Here is a 21,350-nt window from a genome sequence, read left to right on the forward strand (position 1 = left end):
GGCTTTTTTGATCTGGATCGCGCAAGGCCGGGCAGCACGGGACTAACATGCGGCCATGAGCGTCTCCATCACCTTCCTTGGCGGTGCCAGCACGGTCACCGGCTCCAAATACCTGGTGCGCCACGGCGCCGAAACGCTGCTGGTGGACTGCGGCCTGTTCCAGGGCTACAAGCAGCTGCGCCTGCGCAACTGGAACCCGTTGCCCGTCGCCCCCAGCCAGATCCATGCCGTCATCCTCACGCATGCGCATCTGGACCACAGCGGCTACCTGCCGCTGCTGGCACGCGAGGGCTACGGCGGCCATGTACACGCCACCCGCGGCACACGCGAGCTGTGCGCGGTGCTGTTGCCCGACAGCGGCCATATCCAGGAAGAAGACGCTGCCTTCGCCAACCGCCACGGTTTTTCCAAGCATGCGCCGGCCCTGCCGCTGTACACACGCAAGGACGCGCTGGCCTGCCTCAAGCTGATCAAGCCGCATGACTTCAGCCACAGTTTCGATCCCATCAAGGGCTGGCGCGCCACCTTCTTTCGCGCCGGCCACATCCTGGGCGCAGCCAGCCTGCTGCTGGAAGTGGCAGGGCGGCGCATCCTGTTCTCGGGCGACCTGGGGCGCACCGACGACTTCCTCATGAACCCGCCCGACCGCGCGCCGGCGGCCGACACGGTGGTGATCGAATCGACCTACGGCGACCGCACCCACCCGAAAGAGGACGTGCTGGCCGAACTCGGCCCGGCCCTGCACCGGCTGGCCGGGCGCGGCGGGGTGGCGGTGATCCCGGTCTTCGCCGTCGGGCGCGCACAGGAAATCCTGCACGCCATCACCGTGCTCAAGGCGCGCGGCGAGATCCCGTCCAGGCTGCCGGTCTTCCTGGACAGCCCCATGGCCATCCACACCACCCATCTGTTCGAGCACTTCCCCGATGAACATCGGCTCGACGCCAGGGCGGTCAAGGCCATGACGCACTGCGCCACCATGGTCAACACCCCCGACGAATCCAAGGCCCTGGCGCGCCGGCACGGCCCCATGGTCATCCTGGCCGCCAGCGGCATGGCCACCGGCGGACGTGTGCTGCACCATCTGTCCCTCTACGCCGGGGACCACCGCAACATGATCGTGCTGACCGGCTTCCAGTCGCCCGGCACGCGCGGTGCCACACTGGCCAGCGCTGCGCCCTCGGTACGCATCCACGGCAAGGATGTCAGCGTGGGCGCCGAAGTCGTGCAGTTGCAATCGGCCTCGGCGCATGCCGACGCCCCCCAGCTCATGGAATGGCTGCGCACCCTGCCCACCCCGCCAGGCCAGGTCTACGTGGTCCACGGCGAGATCAACGCCGCCGATACCCTGCGCCAGCGCATCGAGCACGGTCTGGGCTGGCGTGCCCTGGTACCTGAGCATGGCGCCACCTGGCCGGTTTGAGATCAGCACGCAGGGTTACCCCCTGTTACGCGACCCGGCGCCAATCGGTCAGAATGGCCCGCCATGAGCCTGAGACTGTTCCACGTCACCGAATTCGCACAATCGATGCTGTCGCCCGCCGACCAGCGCGAAGCGCGGCATCCGGCGCAGCTCCTGCTCTGGGCCAGCCTCTGGCTGGCCCTCACTGGCAATCTTCCCTTCTGGCGTGAGCTCATCCGCCTGCCCATGGACGGCGGTTCGCTGCTGTGGATCGGCCTGTGCTTCGGTCTGCTGACGACCGCCGCACTCGGTGCCCTGCTCAGCCTGTTGAACTGGCCCTGGCTGTTGAAAGCCGTCATCACCCTGCTGCTGTGGCTGGTCGCCCTCAACTCGCTCCTGCTGTGGGCCGGTCACGGCTACCTGAGCACCCACCTGCCGCCCGGCAAGGCACAGGCCGTCTGGGCCCAGTTGCGTGCCCTGCCCCTGTGGCAGCCCCTGCTGGCCTTTGGCCTGCTGGCGCTCGTGCCCTCGGTGTGGATGTGGCAGCTCAGCCTGCGCCGCGTCGCCCTGGCCAGCCGTTTGCCGCAGAACATGCTGCTGTTGCTGATCTTCGTCTGCCTGCTGGGATTGGTCTGGTTTCTGGGCAAAACGGCGCTGCTGCCCTTGCTGCAGGACCAGCCGCGCTGGCTCGAACTGCTCAGCCCGTTCAACACGCTGCTGAGCCTGCGCCACTGAAGTCAGCGGTCGCCCGCGGTCGCTACCCTTGCCAGCTTTCGGGCGTTCGCTATGATGGTCCGCGCGCCGTACCTGCGCGGCGAGCATGACGAGTACCTCGGACGCGTCTGGTTCTTCCGCGACATCACGATCCAGAAAAACCACGAAGCCGCACTGATCCAATTGGCCCGGCACGACCCGCTGACCGGCACGGCCAACCTGCGCTATTTCTTCGAGCGCGCCGAACAGGAATTCATGCGCAGCCGCCGTTATCAGACCCCGCTGTCCATCACGCTGATCGACGTCGACCATTTCAAGCACATCAACGACCAGTACGGTCATGCCACCGGGGACGAAGTGCTGAAACTGCTGAACCAGAAGATCGGCGCCTTGCTGCGTGAAAACGACCTGCTGGCACGCATCGGCGGTGAGGAATTCGCCATCCTCATGCCCAGCACCGGCCTGGCCGGTGCGGCGCTGATGGCGGAACGCCTGCGCCTGGCCATTGCCGAGGAGGCCAGCGCCGTGGCCGGGCAGATGCTGCACCTGCGCTTCAGCGCCGGTGTCACCCAGCTCAAGGCCCAGGACCAGTCCATCGAGGACTGCCTGCGCCGCGCCGACGAGGCCATGTACAAGGCCAAGCAGGCCGGGCGCGACCGCGTCGAGGCCTGCGCCTGAACGTCGCTGCCCGACTCAGACCCCGGCCGAAACCGCCAGCAGGCGTTCCCGCGCAGCGCGGTATTCGCGACGCAGCTGCTCGATGAACTCACCGGCGCCCTGCACCTGGGTGATGGCGCCGATGCCCTGGCCCGAGCCCCAGATGTCCTTCCACGCCTTCTTGGCGTCCCCACCGAAGTTCATCTTGCTCGGGTCGCTCTCGGGCAGGTTCTCCGGATCCAGGCCCGCGGCGCGGATGCTGGGCGCCAGGTAGTTGCCGTGCACACCGGTGAAGAGATTGCTGTAGACGATGTCGTCCGAGCTGCCTTCGACGATGGCCTGCTTGTAGGCATCGACCGCGCGGGCCTCGTGCGTGGCGATGAAGGCCGTCCCCATGTAGGCGAAATCTGCGCCCATGGCCTGCGCCGCCAGCACGGACGCACCATTGGCAATCGAACCGCTGAGAGCCAAGGGGCCGTCGAACCACTGGCGGATCTCCTGCACCAGGGCAAAGGGACTCTTCACGCCCGCGTGGCCGCCAGCACCGGCGGCCACGGCGATCAGGCCGTCGGCACCCTTCTCGATGGCCTTGTGCGCGAACTTGTTGTTGATGATGTCGTGCAGCACGACGCCGCCATAGCTGTGGGCGGCCTGGTTGATCTCCTCGCGCGCGCCCAGGGAGGTGATGATGACCGGCACTTTGTACTTCACGCACAGCGCCATGTCGTGCTCGAGCCGGTCATTGGACTTGTGCACGATCTGGTTGATGGCGAAGGGCGCGGCGGGGCGCTCTGGATGTGCCCGGTTGTGTGCGGCCAGCGCCTCGGTGATCTCGGCCAGCCATTCATCGAGCTGGGCCGCAGGGCGTGCGTTGAGCGCCGGCATGGAGCCGACCACGCCCGCGATGCACTGGGCGATCACCAGCTTGGGATTGCTGATGATGAACAGCGGCGAACCGATGATGGGCAGGGGCAGGTTCTGCAGGGTCGCGGGAAGCTTGGACATCGTGTCTCCAGGGGAATGCTGACATTCTCAAGAAAAACGGCTGCCGTCGATGTCCATCGCGCGACAGCCGAAGAGCTATCAATTCAATAGCAGATATCAGAAGGCTTCGAGCGCCAGCGCTGTCACGCTGCCGGCACCTTCCACGATGCCGTCGCGTACGCCCGGGACCTTGCTCAGGATGTGCTCGGCATAAAAGCGCGCCACCGTGATCTTGGACTGCATGAAGGCCACATCTTCGCCGCGGGCCAGTTCAGCCTGCGCCACCAGCAAGGCGCGCGCCAATTGCCAGCCCGCCATCAGGTTGCCCGCCAGCATCAGGTAGGGCACGCTGCCGGCGTACACGGCGTTGGGGTCCTGCTGGCTGGCCATGAAGTCGACCACGTCGACGAAGGCGAGTCGGGCTGCGCCCAGGCGCTTGGCCACGGCCAGCGCGTCGGCGCTGCCATTCTTCCTGAGTTCGGCCTCGGTGCTTTCGATCTGTTTCGCAATCGCCTTGGCGGTCTGGCCGCCGTCACGCAGAGTCTTGCGGCCCACGAGGTCGTTGGCCTGGATGGCCGTGGTGCCTTCGTAGATGGTCAGGATCTTGGCGTCGCGGTAGTGCTGGGCCGCGCCGGTTTCCTCGATGAAACCCATGCCGCCGTGCACCTGCACGCCCAGGCTGGTGACCTCCAGGCTCATCTCGGTGCTGTAGCCCTTGACCAGGGGCACCATGAATTCGTAGAAGGCCTGGTTCTGCTTGCGCACCTCGGCATCCGGATGATGGTGCGCGGCATCATAGGCCGCCGCCGCCACGGAAGCCATCGAACGGCAACCCTCGATGTAGGCGCGCATGGTCATGAGCATGCGGCGCACGTCCGGGTGGTGGATGATGGGCGCGCTGGTCTTGAGCGAACCGTCGACCGGGCGGCTCTGCACACGGTCGCGTGCGTAGGCCACGGCCTGCTGGTAGGCGCGCTCGGCCACGGCAATGCCTTGCATGCCCACGGCGTAGCGTGCCGCGTTCATCATGATGAACATGTACTCAAGGCCGCGGTTCTCCTGGCCGACCAGATAAGCAACAGCGCCACCGTGGTCGCCGTATTGCAGAACCGCCGTCGGGCTGGCCTTGATGCCCAGCTTGTGCTCGATGCTCACGCAATGCACATCGTTGCGCGCGCCCAGCGAGCCGTCCTTGTTCACGAGGAACTTGGGCACGACAAACAGGCTGATACCCTTGATGCCTTCAGGCGCACCGGTCACGCGCGCCAGCACCAGGTGCACGATGTTCTCCACCATGTCGTGCTCGCCGTAGGTGATGAAGATCTTGGTGCCGAAGACCTTGTAGCTGCCGTCGGGCTGCGGCTCGGCGCGGCTGCGCACCAGGGCCAGGTCGGAGCCGGCCTGCGGCTCGGTCAGGTTCATGGTACCGGTCCACTCGCCGCTGACCAGCTTCTCCAGGTAGGTGGCCTTGAGTTCATCGCTGCCCGCGGTCAGCAGGGCCTCGATGGCGCCGTCGGTCAGCAGCGGGCACAGGGCGAAGCTCAGGTTGGCACTGTTGACCATCTCGATGCAGGCCGCGCCGATGGTCTTGGGCAGGCCCTGGCCGCCGAAGTCCGCCGGATGCTGCAGGCCCTGCCAGCCGCCTTCACCGAACTGGCGGAAGGCGTCCTTGAAACCCGGGGTGGTGGTGACCACGCCGTCTTTCCAGCTCGAGGGGTTCTTGTCGCCATCCCAGTTCAGCGGCGCGACCACCTGCTCGTTGAATTTGGCCGCCTCCTCCAGCACGGCCTGGGCCGTGTCGTAGCCGGCATCCTCAAAACCGGGCAGGCGCGCGATCACGTCGATCTGCGCCAGGTGCTTGATGTTGAACAGCATGTCCTTGAGGGGGGCGGTGTAGCTCATGGAAGACTCCGGGGACGAATCAGGTACAAAAAAAAGGGCGTCACCATGTGACGCCCTTGGTTCAGCGGATCAAAGGGCCTTGACCAGCTCGGGCACGGCCGTGAACAGGTCGGCCTCCAGGCCGTAGTCGGCCACGCTGAAGATCGGCGCCTCGGGGTCCTTGTTGATGGCCACGATCACCTTGCTGTCCTTCATGCCGGCCAGGTGCTGGATGGCGCCGCTGATGCCGCAGGCGATGTAGAGCTGGGGCGCCACGATCTTGCCGGTCTGGCCGACCTGCAGGTCGTTGGGCGCGTAACCCGCGTCCACCGCGGCGCGGCTGGCACCGATGGCGGCACCCAGCTTGTCGGCCAGCGGGGTCATGACCTCGTTGAACTTCTCGCTCGAACCCAGGGCGCGTCCGCCGGAGACGATGATCTTGGCGGCGGTCAGTTCGGGGCGGTCGTTCTTGGCGATCTCGGAACCGACAAAGCTGCTCTTGCCGCTGTCGGCGGCTGCGGCGGCGGTTTCCACCGCAGCACTGCCACCGGTGGCGGCTGCGGGGTCAAAACCGGTGGTACGCACGGTGATGACCTTCTTGGCGTCCATGCTCTGCACGGTGGCGATGGCGTTGCCAGCATAGATCGGGCGCTCGAAGGTGTCAGGGCTGTCCACCTTGGTGATGTCGGAGATCTGGCCCACATCCAGCCTGGCGGCCACACGCGGGGCCACGTTCTTGCCCGCGGCCGTGGCCGGGAACAGGATGTGGCTGTAGTTGCCGGCGATGGCCAGCACCTGGGCGGCCACGTTCTCGGCCAGGCCGTGCGCCAGCTGGGCACCGTCGGCATGGATCACCTTGCTCACGCCGGCAATCTGGGCGGCGGCAGCAGCCGCAGCCGCAGCGTTGTGACCAGCCACCAGCACGTGGACGTCGCCACCGCAGGCCTTGGCCGCAGTGACAGTGTTGAGGGTAGCGCCCTTGATGGACGCGTTGTCGTGTTCGGCAATAACGAGTGCAGTCATTTCAGGTCCTCAGATCACTTTGGCTTCGTTTTTCAGCTTGCTCACCAGCGTGGCGACGTCGGGCACCTTGATACCGGCGCTGCGCTTCGGGGGCTCCGAGACCTTGAGGGTCTTGATGCGCGGCGCGACGTTCACGCCCAGGTCTTCCGGCTTGAAGGTGTCGAGCTGCTTTTTCTTGGCCTTCATGATGTTGGGCAGCGTCACGTAACGCGGCTCGTTCAGGCGCAGGTCGGTCGTGACGACGGCCGGCAGGCTGATGGAGAGCGTCTCCAGGCCGCCATCCACCTCGCGCGTGACCTTGGCTTTGCCATCCGCAACCTCGACCTTCGACGCGAAGGTGGCTTGCGGCAGGTCGGCCAGCGCGGCCAGCATCTGGCCGGTCTGGTTGCAATCGTCGTCGATGGCCTGCTTGCCCAGGATGATCAGGCCGGGTTGCTCCTTGTCGACCAGGGCCTTGAGCAGCTTGGCCACGGCCAGCGGCTGCAGTTCCTCAGCGGTCTCGACCAGGATGGCGCGGTCGGCGCCGATGGCCATGGCGGTGCGCAGGGTTTCCTGGCACTGGGCCACGCCGCAGGAGACGGCGATGACCTCGGTCACGACACCCTTCTCCTTCAGGCGCACGGCCTCTTCGACGGCGATCTCGTCGAAGGGGTTCATGCTCATCTTGACGTTGGCAATATCCACACCGGTGTTGTCCGACTTGACGCGGACTTTGACGTTGTAGTCCACCACGCGCTTGACGGGTACCAGGACTTTCATGGGAGGCACTCCTGCTAGTTGCAAATTCGGTTGTTGTGATTGACGTGTACGTCAATCAGAGGATTCTAGGCGCACCGGCTACGGGGAGCCGGCACCTGCGCGACACAAAAACGAACGGTCGTGCTTTTTTATTATACGCCGAGAAATGACGCGCCCTTCAGGCTTTCATGTGAACGACACGCTGGGGATACGGAATCTCGATGCCGGCCTCGCGCAGGCCCTGCAGGATCGCCAGGTTGATCTCCGAGCGCAGGGCCAGCTGCCCGTTCTCGGGATCGGTGATCCAGACCGACAGGGCGAACTCCAGCCCGTCGGGACCGAAGTTCGCCAGGTAGGCGGCCGGCGCCGGGTCCTTCAGGACACGCGCACTGGCAGCGCCCGCCGCACACAGGATCTGGCGCACGCGCTCGACATCGCTGTCGTAGCCCACCGCCACATTGATCGACAGCTGCACCTTGGGGTCGGCGGTGGACAGGTTTTCGACGCGCTGGGTGATGATCAGCTCATTGGGCACCACCGACTCGCGGCCATTGAGCGCGCGGATCAGGGTGTAACGCGTCTTGATGTCGGTGACCACGCCTTCGAAGTTGTCCACGCGCACCACGTCGCCGATGCGCAGCGAACGCTCCAGCAGGATGACAAAGCCGCTGACGTAGTTGGCCGCCAGCTTCTGCAAGCCGAAACCCAGCCCCACACCGAGCGCTCCGCCCAGCACAGAGAGGGCGGTCAGGTCCACCCCCACGGCCGAGAGCACGAACAACAGCCCCAGCAGCAGCAGGGCAGCGCGGATGGCGTTCGCCGCCACCTTGCGCATGGACAGGTCACCCACGTTCTCGCGCAGGATGCGCCTTTCGATGGTGGCCGAGATCCACAGCACCACCACGAGCATCACGCCCGAGGAGAGGACGCCATCGAGCAGGGTGCGCACACTGATGCGCGACTTGCCGAAGGCGAAATGGATGGCATCGAGTTCGTCCAGCACGGCCGGCAACAGGCCCGTGATCCAGAGCACGGCCGCGCCCCAGGCCAGCCAGGACACCAGGTTTTCGATCAGCTTGACCGCCGACGACTTCGGGAAAGAAGCGCCCAGCACACGCACGAAAAGCCGGATGGCGGCCAGCGAGGTGAAGATGGGCAGGGCCACCTTGAGCACGGCCACCGGCTGGACCTGGGCCACGCCATGACGCGCGGCATAGATCAGCACCAGGGCCAGCACGGGAAACAGCAGGCCGTCGAAGACATGGCGACCGAACCAGACGGAGTCAGACCCGTGCCCGCGTCGTGCGTAACGTGCCACGCCATAGGCCAGGGCCAGACAGGCCAGCAACACCAGCACCTCGACCCAGACACGCGCGCCGCCCAGATCGTGCAGGAGATTTTGGAGTTCGGTCATGGAGAGTGATTTTCACCGAATTGCGCCGGGAACTCGGCACGGCATGGGCTAATCTACGGGGAACCCCACGGAAAACACTGGATCATGTCGAACCCTACCCCTCTCGCCCGCCGCCAGCTGCTCGGCGCCGTCGCCGCGGCGGCCACGGCCGGTGCCGCGCTGCCGGCCCGTGCCGCCAATCCCAAGGCCCCGACTGCGGCCGATGGGCCGCCACACAAGGTCGTCTACCAGATCAACCGTCACGAGCCCGAGTACCAGGAAGCCATCCTCAACTCGATCGGCGCCATGCTCAAGAAATACGTGGACGATGTCAGCATCGTCGTGGTGGCCTGGGGTCCGGGCATCCACCTGCTGGCGAAAAAACCCAAGCGTCCGGTGCCCAGGACCCTGCAGCAGCGCGTGCGCGGCATGAGCGAATCCTACGGCATCGAGTTCATCGCCTGCGGCAACACCATGCACACCCTGGGCTGGGAGCAGGCCGACATGCTCGATTTCGCCAAGGTCGAGGAAGTCGGCGCCGCGGCCATCATGGAGCTGCAGGAAAAGGGCTACGCCTACATAGCTTGGTAAGCGGGTGGCCGGCAACGGCGTGCAGGAGCCTGGGGGAACTCTATACGTCCGCCAGCGCCCGCAGATGCGCTTCTACACTGCGCCCCAGCGCGCTCAGGTTGTAGCCACCTTCCAGGCAGGAAACGATGCGCCCCTTGCTGAAACGGCGGGCCACTCCCTTGAGACGTTCCGTGATCCAGGCGTAATCCGCCTCCACCAGCCCCAGCTGGCCCAGCTCGTCCTCGCGGTGCGCGTCGAAGCCGGCGCTGATGAAGATCATCTCGGGCTTGAAGGCTTCGAGGCGCGGGATCCACAGCATCTCGATCAGTTCGCGCACCTCCATGCCCTTGGTGTAGGCCGGCACCGGCACATTGACCATCGTGTCGGTGTCCGGCCGTGCGCCGCCGTGCGGGTAAAAAGGATGCTGGTAGATGCTCACCATCAGGATGCGCTTGTCATCGGCCACGATGTCCTCGGTGCCGTTGCCGTGGTGCACATCGAAGTCGGCAATGGCCACGCGCTTGAGACCATGGCGTTCCACCGCGTACTTGGCCGCCAGCGCCACGTTGTTGACAAAGCAGAAGCCCATGGCCTTGTCGCGGCAGGCGTGATGACCGGGCGGACGGATGGCGCAGAAGGCGTTCTCCAGCTCGCCAGCCATCACCGCATCGGTCGCCGCCATCGCGGCCCCGGCGCCGCGCAGGATGGCATTCCACGAATGCACGTTCATGGCGGTGTCCGGATCGACGTGGGCGTAACTCGGCCCCCCCGCCTCCACCTCCTCCTGCAGGGAAGCGCTGAGGCCGCGCAGCGCAGCGAGGTGCATGCGACCGTGGGCCAGCTCCATCTCCTCGACCGAAGCCAGCGGCGCCTCCTGGCGCGTCAACGCCAGGTCCAGGCCCGAAATCAGCAGGCGGTCCTCGATGGCGTCGAGCCGCTCGGGGCATTCGGGGTGCCCCGGCCCCATCTCATGCTTGCGGCAATCACGGTGGGTGAAGTAACCCGTCTTGCTCATGTCTCACCTGGATTGGGTTAATGTCGAGCCATGGATGCACAACCCAAGCTCAAAATATTGCTCGATCAGCTTAACACGGTGATCGTGGGGAAATCAGCCCAGGTACAGGACGGCGTGGCCTGCCTGCTGGCCGGCGGCCACCTGCTGATCGAGGATGCCCCCGGCGTGGGCAAGACCACGCTGGCCCATGCGCTGGCGCGCAGCTTCGGGCTGCAGTTCTCGCGCGTGCAGTTCACCGCCGACCTGATGCCCAGCGACCTCTCGGGCGTCTCGGTCTACGACCGCAACCAGAGCGCCTTCGTCTTCCACCCCGGCCCCATCTTCGCGCAGGTGCTGCTGGCCGACGAGATCAACCGCGCCAGCCCCAAGGCGCAGAGTGCCCTGCTCGAAGCCATGGAGGAAAAGCAGGTCAGCATCGAGGGCGAGACCCGCCCCCTGCCCGTGCCATTTTTTGTCATCGCCACGCAGAACCCGCAGGAACAGCTGGGCACGCACCCCCTGCCCGAGTCGCAACTGGACCGCTTCCTCATGCGCATCTCGCTGGGTTACCCGGACCGCGCTTCTGAGCGTGCCTTGCTGGCCGGCAGCGACCGGCGCGAGATGGTGGACCGCCTGCCCGGCCTGCTGAGTTCTGAAGAGCTCAAGGCCCTGCAGCAGCAGGTGCAGGCCGTGCATGCTGCCCCACCCCTGCTGGACTACCTGCAGGACCTGATCGCCGCCACCCGCAATGGCCGCTGGTTCGTGCAGGGTCTCTCGCCGCGCGCCGGCCTGGCCGTGCTGCGCGCCGCCAAGGCCCAGGCCTTGCTGAACGGGCGCGACTACGTGGCCCCGGACGACCTGCAGGCCATCCTGCCGCAGACCACGGCCCACCGCCTGGTGCCCGTGGCCAGCGCCGGCCGCGGCCCGCTGGAGCAGGTACGCGCGATGCTGGAAGCCGTGCCCCTGCCCTGAACTTATGACTCCCCCCCGAAGCGCCTCCGGCGCCTCCCCCTCGAGGGGGCGCCACCAGTGGCCCGGCGAAGCCGGTTCCACGGTGGCCCGCGCATGGAACCCGGCGACCATGGTGCGTGCAAGATTTCGTCGCTGGTGGCAGGCGCGTCTGCCGCGCAGCGATACGCTCACGCTGACGCAGCACAACGTCTACATCTTGCCCACGCGCGCCGGTTTCATGCTGGCCGGCACCCTGCTGGTGTTGCTGGTGGCGTCCATCAACTACCAGCTCAACCTGGGTTACCTGCTGACCTTTCTGCTGGGCGGCAGCGCCGTCGTCAGTACCTACATCTCGCATGGCACGCTGCGCGGCCTCACCCTGGTGCTGCATCCGGTCGACGCCCACCACGCCGACACGCCCAGCAAACTGCGCATCAGCCTGCACAACGCTCGCAGCGCACCGCGCTACGGCATCGGCCTGCGCGTCTACGGCGAGGATGCGCAGGCTCCCTGGGTCTGGTGCGACGTACCGGGAGGGGGCAGCACCGACACCGAACTGGTATGGCCCGGCCTGTCGCGCGGCCGGCACGAAGTCCCCATGCTCACGGCCGAAACCCGTTTCCCCCTGGGCATCTTCCGTGTCTGGACCCTCTGGCGTCCGGCCGCCAGCGTGCTGATCTATCCCCAGGCCGAAGCCTCGCCCCCCGCACTGCCTGAGGGCCAGGCCCACAGCCAAGGCGGCAGCGCCGCACGCCACGTGGCCAGCAGCGAGTTCGACGGCGTGCGCCCCTACCGCCGCGGTGACCCGCTCAAGAGCGTCGTCTGGAAAAAAGCCGCCAAGACCGATGAACTGGTCAGCCGCGACAGCCTGCAGGCCCAGCACTTCCAGCTCTGGCTGGACCTGGCCGAAACCCATGGCGCCTCGCTGGAGCAACGCCTGTCAAGGTTGTGCGCCTGGGTCTTGTCGGCGCAGGCGCAGGAGCTGGATTACGGCTTGCGTCTGCCCGGGCTGGAGTTGCCGCCGGAGCAGGGGGAGATGCACCAGCGGCGGTGTCTGGAAGCGTTGGCTTTGTACTGACTTTCTTTTACCGGTCTTGTTTGGTTTGCGTGTCTTGTCGGGATATGCGCCCGACAAGACACGCACGCTGCGACGCAGCGTCAAAAGCAGCAAGGCTGCCCATTAACATGGAGCCATGCCGCAAAGCCCTACCCAGAGCCAAGCCAGACTCCTGACGCCCGCCCTCCTCGGCTGGATCACCGGCCTGGCCCTGCAATTGCAGCAAGGCGATCTCTGGCCCGCCGCCCACTATGGCCTGCTGTGTGCCGCCGCGCTTGCACTGGTGCTCGCCATCGGCAGATGGCATCACATGGTGGTCAAGCTGCTCGGCAGCTTCATCGCGGCAGCCCTGCTGGCCCATGCCAGCACCGGCCTGCGTGCCACGCTCTTCCAGCAGCAGGCCCTGGACCCGGCGCTGGAGGGCAAAGACATCAGCATCACCGGCCGCATCAACGCCATGCCGCAGTTCGGCGAGAACAGCACACGCTTTCGTTTCACGGTGGAAAGCGCAACGCGGAACGGGCAGGCCGTGCGGGTGCCACCGCAGCTCTACCTGAGCTGGTACGGCGGCATCCGCAATGAAGATGGCGCGCTGCTGGAACCCCTGCAAGTGGCACCTCCCTTGCAGGCAGGAGAGCGCTGGTTGTTCACCGTGCGGCTGCGCGCACCGCATGGGACACGCAACCCGCACGGTTTCGACTTCGAGCTCTGGCTCTGGGAGCGGGACCTGCAGGCCACGGGGTATGTGCGCACCGGCAGGCGCGACCCGCAGCCGCAGCCGCTGGGACAGAGCTGGCAGCACCCGGTGGAATGGGCGCGCCAGCAGGTCCGCGACACCATCCAGCAACGTGTACCCGTTGTCACCGGGACCCCGGGCGAGGAGGCACAGGCCAGGGCCATGGGCATCGTGGCCGCGCTGGTGACGGGCGACCAGCAGGCCATCACCCGCAGTGACTGGGATATCTTCCGCGCCACCGGCGTGGCCCATCTCATGAGCATCTCCGGCCTGCACATCACGCTCTTCGCCTGGCTGGCCGCGCTGCTGCTGCGCGCGCTCTGGCGCAGCTCGCCGCGCCTGTGCCTGGCGTATCCGGCCCAGCATGCGGGCCTGATAGGCGGTCTGCTGCTGGCAGCCAGCTACGCCCTGTTCAGCGGCTGGGGCGTACCGGCACAACGCACGGTGCTCATGCTGGCCACGGTGACCCTGCTGCGCCTGTCGGCACGGCGCTGGCCCTGGCCGCCGCTCTGGCTGCTGACCGCGGCCGTGGTGCTGCTGGCCGATCCCTGGGCGCTGCTGCAGGCGGGCTTCTGGCTCAGCTTTGTGGCGGTGGGCGTTCTGTTCGCCGGTGCGGGCCAGCCGCAGGAGACACCGCAAACCTGGAAACAGAAGGTTGCGGGCTTGCTGCACGAGCAGTGGCTGATCACGCTGGCCCTGGCACCGCTGACCTTGCTGCTGTTCGGCCAGGTCTCTCTGGTCGGTCTGCTGGCCAACCTGGCGGCCATCCCCTGGGTCACGCTGGTGGTGACGCCGCTGGCGCTGCTGGGCATGCTCTGGTCTCCACTGTGGGACCTTGCCGCGCAGACCGTGCAGTGGCTGGCCGCCGTGCTGCACTTCATGGCCGCCTGGCCCCTGGCCACGCTCTCGGTGGCACAGGCACCGCTCTGGGCCGGTATCGCCGGTGTGCTGGGCGGTCTGCTGCTGGTGCTGCGTCTGCCCTGGGCCATGCGTCTGGCCGGCCTGCCGCTGCTGCTGCCCGTACTGCTGTGGCAGCCGATTCGCCCCGTACCAGGCCAGTTCGAACTGCTGGCAGCGGATATCGGCCAGGGCAATGCCGTGCTGGTGCGCACCGCCACGCACGCCCTGCTCTACGACGCCGGACCGCGCCATGCCAACGAGAGCGACGCCGGCCAGCGTGTGCTGGTGCCGTTGTTGCGGGCCCTGGATGTGCGGCTGGACCGCCTGGTGCTGAGCCACCGCGACAGCGACCACACCGGCGGCGCTGCGGCCGTGCTGGCGACACAGCCGGACGCCGAACTGCTCAGCTCCCTGGAAGACGCCCACGAGCTGCTGGCCCTGCGTCGCAGCAGCCGCTGCATGGCCGGCCAGGCCTGGGACTGGGATGGCGTGCACTTCGAGCTGCTGCACCCGTCGGCCGAAGACTACGGCAAGGCACGCCGCAGCAATGCCCTGTCCTGTGTGCTGCGCATCAGCAATGGCGCGCAGACGGCGCTGCTGGCTGGCGATATCGAGAAGGCCCAGGAGGCCCGGCTGGTGCTTGAGAACGCGGCCTTGCGCGCCGACTGGCTGCTGGTGCCGCATCACGGCAGCAAGACCTCCAGCACGGCCGCTTTCCTGGACGCCGTGGCGCCGCACACCGCCCTGGTGCAGGCAGGTTACCGCAACCGTTTCGGCCATCCTGCACCGGAGGTACTGAAGCGCTATGAGGAACGCAACGTGCAGGTGCTCACCTCGGCCCACTGCGGTGCGGCCAGCTGGCAGTCGGCCCAGCCCCGGCAGACGCGCTGCGAGCGCCAGGTGCAGGCACGCTATTGGCAGCACCGCCACGTGGCGACGCCCTAGAAGGAGCCGGGACTTGCGGCAGGACAAGGCCGGCAGGTGTTTTGTGCGGATAATGGCCCCGACAGGAGCCAGGCCATGGGCATGCAAGTGACAGACATCGACAGGGAACTCGATCAGGCCAGATCGGAAGGGCCGGTGCGCGACATCGTCATCCCGCCCTGTCCCGAACTGCTCACGGCCCTGCAGCTGGAGATGCGCCAGAGCGACCCTGATCCGGCCGAGATCACGCGCATTGCCGGCAGCGACGTGGCCATGGCCGCAGCACTGATGCGCGTAGCCAACAGCCCGCTGTATTCCCGCGCACGCCCCGCCAGCACCGTGGCCGAAGCCGTGACCATGCTGGGCATGGGCCAGGCCGCGGCCATCCTGACCGGCTTCCTGGCGCGCAGCGCGATCCGTATCAATTCGCCGCTGGTGGAACACTTCTGGGAGACCTCGACGCGGCGCTCGCTGGCCATGGCCTATATCGCCCGCCAGCTCTATGGCGTGGATGCCGAGGTGGCACAGACCTGCGGCCTTTTCATGCACGTGGGCATTCCCATCATGCTGCAGGGCGTGCGCGGCTATGCCGGCACGCTGGCCGAGGCCATGGCCCGGCAGGACCGCAGCTTCACTGAAACCGAGAACGCCGTGCACCGGACCGACCACGCGGTGGTCGGCGCCATCGTGTCACGCACCTGGTTTCTGCCGCCGGTGATCGCCTTTGCCATCCGCCTGCACCATGACTTCACCGTGCTGCGCGTCAGTTCGATCCCGGCCGGGGTACGCAACCTGGTGGCGCTGACCGCCGTGGCCGAGCACCTGGTGGCCGATTACGAAGGGGTGCAGACGCAGACCGAATGGGAACGCTTTGGTCCGGCCTGCCTGAACTATCTGCAGATCGGCGCGTCCGAAGTGGACCTCTGGGTCGATACCCTGCACCCGGTGTTCGAAGGCGTGGTGCTGGCCTGAAGGTCCTGGGCCGGCAACGCTGCCGCCACCGCCTGCCCGAGTTCGATCACGGCCAGCGCGTAATAACTGCTCCAGTTGTAGCGGGTGACGACGTAGAAGTTGTCCGTGCCGGCCACGTAGCTGGGTGAATAGTCGCCATTCTGCAGTTCCACCAGGGCCAGGGGGCCGGCATGCCCGCGGCCGGCAGCGCCCAGCAGGATGCCATTGGCCGTGAACTGTTCTACCGGGAAGGTCGGCTTGATGTCGGGTGCCAGCAGGGTCGGCATGTCCAGGCGCTCGTAGTCGAACTCCACCGGATAGTGGGTGGGCATGCCGGGCCGCCAGTGATGCGCCTTGAAATAGCTGGCGACCGAACCGATGGCATCGGCCGTGCTGTCGACCAGGTCCACACGGCCATCGCCGTCGAAGTCCACGGCGTGGCGTGCCCAGCTGGACGGCATGAACTGCGGAATGCCCATGGCGCCCGCATAACTTCCGCGCGCCTTGAAGGGGTCGGCGCCGGCCTGCTGGCGCAGCTTCAAGAACTCGCCAAGCTCGGCACGAAAGAAGGCCGTGCGCTGCGCCGCACGGGGATGCTCCTGCGGGAAGTCGAAAGCCAGTGTGGCCAGGGCGTCCAGCACGCGATAGCGGCCCATATGGCGGCCGTAGTAGGTCTCCACGCCGATGATGCCGATGATGATCTCGGCGGGCACACCGTAGGTGCTGCTGGCACGCTCCAGCAGTTCACGGTTGGCCTGCCAGAAGGCCACGCCCGCCTGGACGCGCTCCGTCTCCAGGAAGCGGCTGCGGTACTGCTGCCAGTTGCGTGGCGTTGTCACCGGTGGCGGGACCACGAGCTTGACCACCTGGGGCACCTGGCGGGCCTTGCCCAGGGTGCGGCGCACCCACTTGCGGTCCAGGCCATGGCGCTCGGCGATCTCGTCGGCCAGCGCCATGGCCTCCGGACGGCCGGCATAAGGCGGGCCGCTGCCTTCGATCAGGGTAAGGACCGTGTCCTGCACGCGCTTGAGACGGGGTTTCTTGGCTGTGGCGGCCTGCGTCGGCAGCAGGCAGGACAGCAGAAACAGCAAGGCCGTCAGCAGCAGGAAGGTCGGTTGTCGTTTGCTCACGTGGGCCAGCTCAGTTCTTTCAGTTCGCGTCGCAGGGCCGCCAGGTCGCTGCTGCTGCCGCGTCCGCGGCGCGGCGCATAACGCAGCTGTTCGTAGCGTTGCAGCCAGGCCTGGATGGCCTGCACCCGATTGTCCTTGGGATCATGCATTTGCGCCAGCCGCGCAGCCATCTCGCGTGGTGTCACCGCCGCACCCAGGGGCTGGCCCTCGCGCTGCAAGCGGCTGCGCACACGCTCGAGCAGACGCAGCCAGGGGTCCTGGCGCCGGCGCTCCCAGCGCGTCCACAGCGCACCGCCCAGGCTGGCCGTGACCAGGGCGCCCAGCAGCAACAGGCCCAGGTCTTCCCAGCTCGGCGTCTCGAAACCCAGCGCGCGCAGCAGGTTGAGCTGGCGGCTCTGCGTGTAGTTCAGCACCCGCTGGTTCCAGGCATTGTTGACGGCCTCCCACACGGCCCGCACATTCTGTACGAAGGTCGGGCTGATGACGTTGCCCATGGCCGTGGCGACGGCCCCGCGTGGCGCCACCAGGCGCTGCAAGGAACCGATGCGCCCGGGCAAGACCGCCGCGGTCGGGTCCACCCGCAGCCAGCCCTGGCCGGCGAGCCAGACTTCGGTCCAGGCGTGGGCGTCGCTCTGGCGTACCACCCAGAAGTTGTCGACCGTGTTGCGCTGGCCACCCTGGTAGCCGGTGACGATGCGCGCCGGGATGCCGGCCGCGCGCATCACCACGACAAAGGCCGAGGCCAGGTGCTCGCAGAAACCCAGTTTCCGGTCGAACCAGAACTCGTCGGCGGTGTGCTGGCCGTATTCGCCGGGCTCCAGCGTGTAGGTGTAGCCTCCCGTGCGCAGATGGTTCAGGACCCGGTTGATCAGCGCCACCGGATCGTTGCCGGTTTCACGGCTGAGCTCCATCGCCCACTGCAGGGTGCGCGGATTGAAACCGCGCGGCAAGGAGGTGTAGTCCTGCAGGCTGGCCAGCATGCGCTGCGGGCCGTGGCGGAAGTCGGTATGGCTCTGCGCCCGGTAGCGCAGCAGGTCGTTGACGGGCCCGCTGGCGCGCCACTGCAAGTCCTCGCTCATGCGCGCCACCAGATCACCCGGCAGCTCGGGCGCAACGGCGGTCGCCTCCAGCGTGAGCAGCCAGGGACGGTTGTGCGGCTCCAGCGTGACCTCGTAGCGCAGCGGTGCCCCGTTCACCTGCAGATCGGCACGGGGCTGCATGGACAGCGGGAAAGTGGCCTGCAGGGGCAGCCATTCGCGCCCATCGAAGGTGGACAGCACCGGTCCGCGGAAATACAGCGTGCCCTGCAGCGGCTGCGGGGTGCCGTCCTCGAAGCGCAGGCGCAGGGCCACGCTGTCGTCCAGCGCCAGACTGGCAATGTTGCCCACCTGCATGCGCTGCGACAGGCCGCTGCGTCCGCTCAGGGCGTCACCCGGCGTACCCCACAGCGGGGACAGGCGGGGAAACAGCAGGAACAGCAGCACCATGATCGGAGCGCCCAGCAAGGTCATGCGTGTGGCCATGCTTGCCGACTGCCACAGCGACGGCCGGCCCGCCGGCATGTGGCTGTTGACCAGCGCGGTCAGCAGGCCCATCAGCCCGAGCAGCATGGCGGCGGCCGTGGGCAGGGACTGCGAGTAGAAGAAATTCGTCAGCATCGTGAAGAAGCCGAGGAAAAAGACCACGAAGGCGTCGCGCCGCGCGCGCAGCTCCAGGGTCTTGAGGGCCAGCAGCACCACGATCAGCGTCACGCCGGCGTCGCGCCCCAGCAGCGTGCGGTGGGTGACCCAGGTCGCGCCCACCGTCAGCACCAGGGCCGCCAGCAGCCACCAGCGGCCTGGCAGCGGACGCAGCGTGAAGGCCAGCCAGCCACGCCAGAGCAGCATGCCCGCAGCCATGGCACTGCACCACCAGGGCAGGTGACCGGCATGCGGCAACAGGACCCAGGCGATCACGGCCAGCAGGAACAGGGTGTCGCGGCTGTCGCGCGGGAGGTTGGCAAACGGGTTCGTCATGCGTGCAATTCATGTGGGAGGGCAGACCCGGCAGCAACAATAACCGACAATGACGCGCTTTGCTTTCATCCCCCTGGAGTCCCCATGAGCATCAACGACCAACTCAAGCAGCTCGGCATCACGCTGCCCCCGGTGGCCACGCCGGCCGCCGCCTATGTTCCCTATGTGCAGACCGGCAAGCTGGTCTTCCTGAGCGGCCATATCGCCAAGAAGGAGGGCAAGCCCTGGGTCGGCCAGTTCGGCAAGACCATGAGCACCGAGGAAGGCAAGGCCGCCGCGCGCGCCGTGGCCATTGACCTCATGGGCACGCTGCAGGCCGCCGTCGGCGACCTCAACCGCGTCAAGCGCATCGTCAAGCTCATGTCCCTGGTCAACTCCACGCCGGACTACACCGAGCAGCACCTGGTTACCAATGGCGCCAGCGAGCTGCTGGGCCAGGTCTTCGGCGACAAGGGCGCACACGCACGCAGCGCCTTTGGCGTGGCGCAGATTCCGCTGGGCGCCTGTGTGGAGATCGAACTGATCGCCGAGGTCGAGTGAAAACGCCAGGGGCCTGCAGCGCAGGCCCCTGAGGCATGCACAGAACGGCGGCCGTCAGAAGGTTTCCCAGTCCTCGTCGCTGCCCGCCTTGGCCGGGGTGGCTGAAGCTGCCGGCCTGGCGGCCGTCAGAGCGGGCACTCTGGCCGCTGTCGGCTTGGCTGCACCGGGCGCGGAACGGGCCAGGGCTTGCGGCTTCGGGTGGCTGTCGGGCACAGCGCGCTGCGCCGTCGCGATAGCCGTCTGAGCACCCGCCAGCTTGAAGACCGCCACGGCCTGGGCCAGCTGGTCGGCTTGTTCGCGCAGGCTTTGCGCGGCGGCGGCGCTCTGCTCCACCAGGGCGGCGTTCTGCTGGGTCATCTGGTCCAGGTTGGCAATCGAAGTGTTGACCTGGGCGATGCCGGTGCTCTGCTCGCCGGCGGCGGCGGTGATCTCGCTGATCACATCGGCCACACGGCGCACCGACTGCACGATCTCGTTCATGGTGTCGCCGGCCTGGCCGACCAGCCGGGCACCCGAGTCCACCTTCTGCACCGAGGTGTTGATCAAGGTCTTGATCTCCTTGGCCGCTTCGGCGCTGCGTCCAGCCAGTGAGCGCACCTCGCCGGCCACCACGGCAAAACCGCGGCCCTGTTCGCCGGCCCGCGCGGCTTCCACCGCAGCGTTGAGCGCCAGGATGTTGGTCTGGAAGGCAATCCCGTCGATCACGCCGATGATGTCGGAAATCTTCTTGCTGCTGGCGTTGATCTCGCCCATGGTGGCGACCACTTCCTGCACCACGGTCCCGCCTTTTTGCGCCACGGTGGAGGCACTGGAGGCCAGCTGCGAGGCCTGACGCGCATTGTCGGCACTGTGGGAGACCGTGCTGGTCAGCTCTTCCATGGCCGAAGCCGTGGACTGCAGGTTGCTGGACGTCTGCTCGGTACGCACCGACAGGTCGTGGTTGCCGGTGGCGATCTCGGCACTGGCGGTGGCGATGCTGTCGGTGCTCTGGCGCACCTGCCGCACCATCTGCGCCAGCGACTCGTTCATGCGTGCCAGCGATTTCATGAGGTCGCCGAATTCGTCACCGCGCGAAGTGTCGATGCGCGCGCTCAGGTCGCCCTGGGCGATCCGCGAGGCCAGTTCGTTGGCCTCGCGCAGGGGCTCGCGGATGGAGCGGATCAGCACCATCGCCCCGGCCAGGATGGCCGCCAGGATGACGGCGACGGCGGCGCCAGCGATCTTGAGGGTGAGGCTACGGGCCTGGGCGACCTCTTCCGTGTAGCTCTTTTCGGCGCGCTCTTCCAGCGCCACCAGTTCCTGCAGCGTGGCCACGTAGGCGTTGACGGCCGCCGTGTACTGTTCGTTCACGATCTTCTGGGCGCCCTCGCTGTCGCCTGCCGCCTTGGCTTTCTGGGCCTGGTTGCGCACGTCGATCATGGACTTGCGACGGTCCGCAATCTTGCCCATCTGCGCCTTTTCCTCGGCGCTCAGCGCCATGGCCTCGATGGATTGCTGCACCTTGGAAATGCGCGCCGTGGTGGCCTTGATGTCATCGCCCATGCGGCTTTCGACGCCGGGATCAAAGGTCAGGATCATGGCCACCGTGCGCGCCGCATTGGCCTCGGTCAGGCCCGCCCAGCTGCTGGCCAGATTGACCCGGCTATTGAGCGCACGCAGGGTACTTTCGCTCTCCGCCTGCAGGCGGGCCGAGCGTGCAGCGGCAAAGGCGATCAAGACGGTGAGGGAAATGATGATGACGGCGACCGCCAGCCAGAGCTTGGTCGCCACGTGCATGCTTCTGAAGTTCATCG

18 protein-coding genes are annotated in these 21,350 nt (G+C 66.9%); 9 read left to right on the top strand and 9 right to left on the bottom strand.

Annotation, left to right across the window (positions count from 1 at the left end; translation table 11 throughout):
- Window positions 1–55 precede the first annotated feature (55 nt).
- The 3 genes from AC1RRP_RS00305 (at window position 56) to AC1RRP_RS00315 (ending at window position 2,791) form a co-directional block, all read left to right on the top strand.
- A complete protein-coding gene (locus AC1RRP_RS00305; protein ID WP_493032104.1) occupies window positions 56–1,420 on the top strand; it encodes an MBL fold metallo-hydrolase in 1,365 nt (454 codons plus the stop codon).
- Between the two features lie 63 nt (window positions 1,421–1,483).
- Window positions 1,484–2,134: a phosphoethanolamine transferase domain-containing protein gene (locus AC1RRP_RS00310; RefSeq protein ID WP_493032105.1), complete on the top strand. Its 651-nt coding sequence runs from the start codon at window positions 1,484–1,486 to the stop codon at window positions 2,132–2,134.
- A gap of 51 nt (window positions 2,135–2,185) precedes the next feature.
- Window positions 2,186–2,791, top strand: a complete 606-nt coding sequence (locus AC1RRP_RS00315; RefSeq protein ID WP_493032106.1) for a GGDEF domain-containing protein — start codon at window positions 2,186–2,188, stop codon at window positions 2,789–2,791.
- A gap of 15 nt (window positions 2,792–2,806) precedes the next feature.
- Here the strand turns inward: AC1RRP_RS00315 and AC1RRP_RS00320 are convergent, their stop codons facing one another.
- The 5 genes from AC1RRP_RS00320 to AC1RRP_RS00340 all read right to left on the bottom strand — a co-directional run bounded on the left by AC1RRP_RS00320 (window position 2,807) and on the right by AC1RRP_RS00340 (window position 8,810).
- Entirely contained in the window at window positions 2,807–3,775 is a 969-nt protein-coding gene (locus tag AC1RRP_RS00320) for an NAD(P)H-dependent flavin oxidoreductase (RefSeq protein WP_493032107.1), read from the bottom strand.
- 96 nt (window positions 3,776–3,871) lie between these two features.
- Window positions 3,872–5,656 (bottom strand): acyl-CoA dehydrogenase, encoded by a 1,785-nt coding sequence (locus AC1RRP_RS00325; protein WP_493032108.1) that lies wholly within the window; start codon window positions 5,654–5,656, stop codon window positions 3,872–3,874.
- A gap of 69 nt (window positions 5,657–5,725) precedes the next feature.
- Window positions 5,726–6,658 (bottom strand): electron transfer flavoprotein subunit alpha/FixB family protein, encoded by a 933-nt coding sequence (locus tag AC1RRP_RS00330; RefSeq protein ID WP_493032109.1) that lies wholly within the window; start codon window positions 6,656–6,658, stop codon window positions 5,726–5,728.
- A gap of 9 nt (window positions 6,659–6,667) precedes the next feature.
- Complete coding sequence (locus tag AC1RRP_RS00335; RefSeq protein ID WP_493032110.1) at window positions 6,668–7,417, bottom strand: electron transfer flavoprotein subunit beta/FixA family protein; 750 nt, start codon at window positions 7,415–7,417, stop codon at window positions 6,668–6,670.
- Window positions 7,418–7,574: 157 nt separating this feature from the next.
- Complete coding sequence (locus AC1RRP_RS00340) at window positions 7,575–8,810, bottom strand: mechanosensitive ion channel family protein (RefSeq protein ID WP_493032111.1); 1,236 nt, start codon at window positions 8,808–8,810, stop codon at window positions 7,575–7,577.
- Window positions 8,811–8,894: 84 nt separating this feature from the next.
- Here AC1RRP_RS00340 and AC1RRP_RS00345 point away from each other — a divergent pair, with 84 nt between their 5' ends.
- On the top strand, window positions 8,895–9,380 hold the full coding sequence (locus AC1RRP_RS00345; protein ID WP_493032112.1) for a DsrE family protein: 486 nt from the start codon (window positions 8,895–8,897) through the stop codon (window positions 9,378–9,380).
- A gap of 40 nt (window positions 9,381–9,420) precedes the next feature.
- Here the strand turns inward: AC1RRP_RS00345 and AC1RRP_RS00350 are convergent, their stop codons facing one another.
- Window positions 9,421–10,374, bottom strand: coding sequence for a histone deacetylase family protein (locus tag AC1RRP_RS00350; RefSeq protein WP_493032113.1), 954 nt, complete (start codon window positions 10,372–10,374; stop codon window positions 9,421–9,423).
- Window positions 10,375–10,404: 30 nt separating this feature from the next.
- Between AC1RRP_RS00350 and AC1RRP_RS00355 the strand changes: the two genes are divergently transcribed.
- The 4 genes from AC1RRP_RS00355 to AC1RRP_RS00370 all read left to right on the top strand — a co-directional run bounded on the left by AC1RRP_RS00355 (window position 10,405) and on the right by AC1RRP_RS00370 (window position 15,893).
- Complete coding sequence (locus tag AC1RRP_RS00355) at window positions 10,405–11,325, top strand: AAA family ATPase (RefSeq protein ID WP_493032114.1); 921 nt, start codon at window positions 10,405–10,407, stop codon at window positions 11,323–11,325.
- A gap of 4 nt (window positions 11,326–11,329) precedes the next feature.
- Complete coding sequence (locus AC1RRP_RS00360) at window positions 11,330–12,382, top strand: DUF58 domain-containing protein (protein WP_493032115.1); 1,053 nt, start codon at window positions 11,330–11,332, stop codon at window positions 12,380–12,382.
- 115 nt (window positions 12,383–12,497) lie between these two features.
- Entirely contained in the window at window positions 12,498–14,942 is a 2,445-nt protein-coding gene (locus AC1RRP_RS00365; protein ID WP_493032116.1) for a DNA internalization-related competence protein ComEC/Rec2, read from the top strand.
- A gap of 75 nt (window positions 14,943–15,017) precedes the next feature.
- Window positions 15,018–15,893, top strand: coding sequence for an HDOD domain-containing protein (locus AC1RRP_RS00370; protein WP_493032117.1), 876 nt, complete (start codon window positions 15,018–15,020; stop codon window positions 15,891–15,893).
- Here the strand turns inward: AC1RRP_RS00370 and mltB are convergent.
- Together mltB and AC1RRP_RS00380 are read right to left on the bottom strand one after the other, a co-directional pair.
- Window positions 15,812–17,002 (bottom strand): lytic murein transglycosylase B, encoded by a 1,191-nt coding sequence (gene mltB, locus AC1RRP_RS00375; RefSeq protein WP_493032118.1) that lies wholly within the window; start codon window positions 17,000–17,002, stop codon window positions 15,812–15,814. The genes AC1RRP_RS00370 and mltB overlap by 82 nt on opposite strands.
- Window positions 16,999–19,017, bottom strand: a complete 2,019-nt coding sequence (locus tag AC1RRP_RS00380) for a transglutaminase TgpA family protein (protein ID WP_493032137.1) — start codon at window positions 19,015–19,017, stop codon at window positions 16,999–17,001. Before AC1RRP_RS00380 ends, mltB begins: the two co-directional genes overlap by 4 nt.
- 84 nt (window positions 19,018–19,101) lie before the next feature.
- Between AC1RRP_RS00380 and AC1RRP_RS00385 the strand changes: the two genes are divergently transcribed.
- The gene (locus AC1RRP_RS00385) at window positions 19,102–19,557 is read left to right on the top strand and encodes a RidA family protein (RefSeq protein ID WP_493032139.1); all 456 of its coding nucleotides are present in this window, start codon (window positions 19,102–19,104) and stop codon (window positions 19,555–19,557) included.
- Window positions 19,558–19,611: 54 nt separating this feature from the next.
- Here the strand turns inward: AC1RRP_RS00385 and AC1RRP_RS00390 are convergent, their stop codons facing one another.
- Window positions 19,612–21,348, bottom strand: a complete 1,737-nt coding sequence (locus AC1RRP_RS00390) for a methyl-accepting chemotaxis protein (protein WP_493032141.1) — start codon at window positions 21,346–21,348, stop codon at window positions 19,612–19,614.
- Between the last annotated feature and the right edge of the window lie 2 nt (window positions 21,349–21,350).

The sequence above is a fragment of the Hylemonella sp. GW821-FHT12C09 genome (assembly GCF_058807395.1).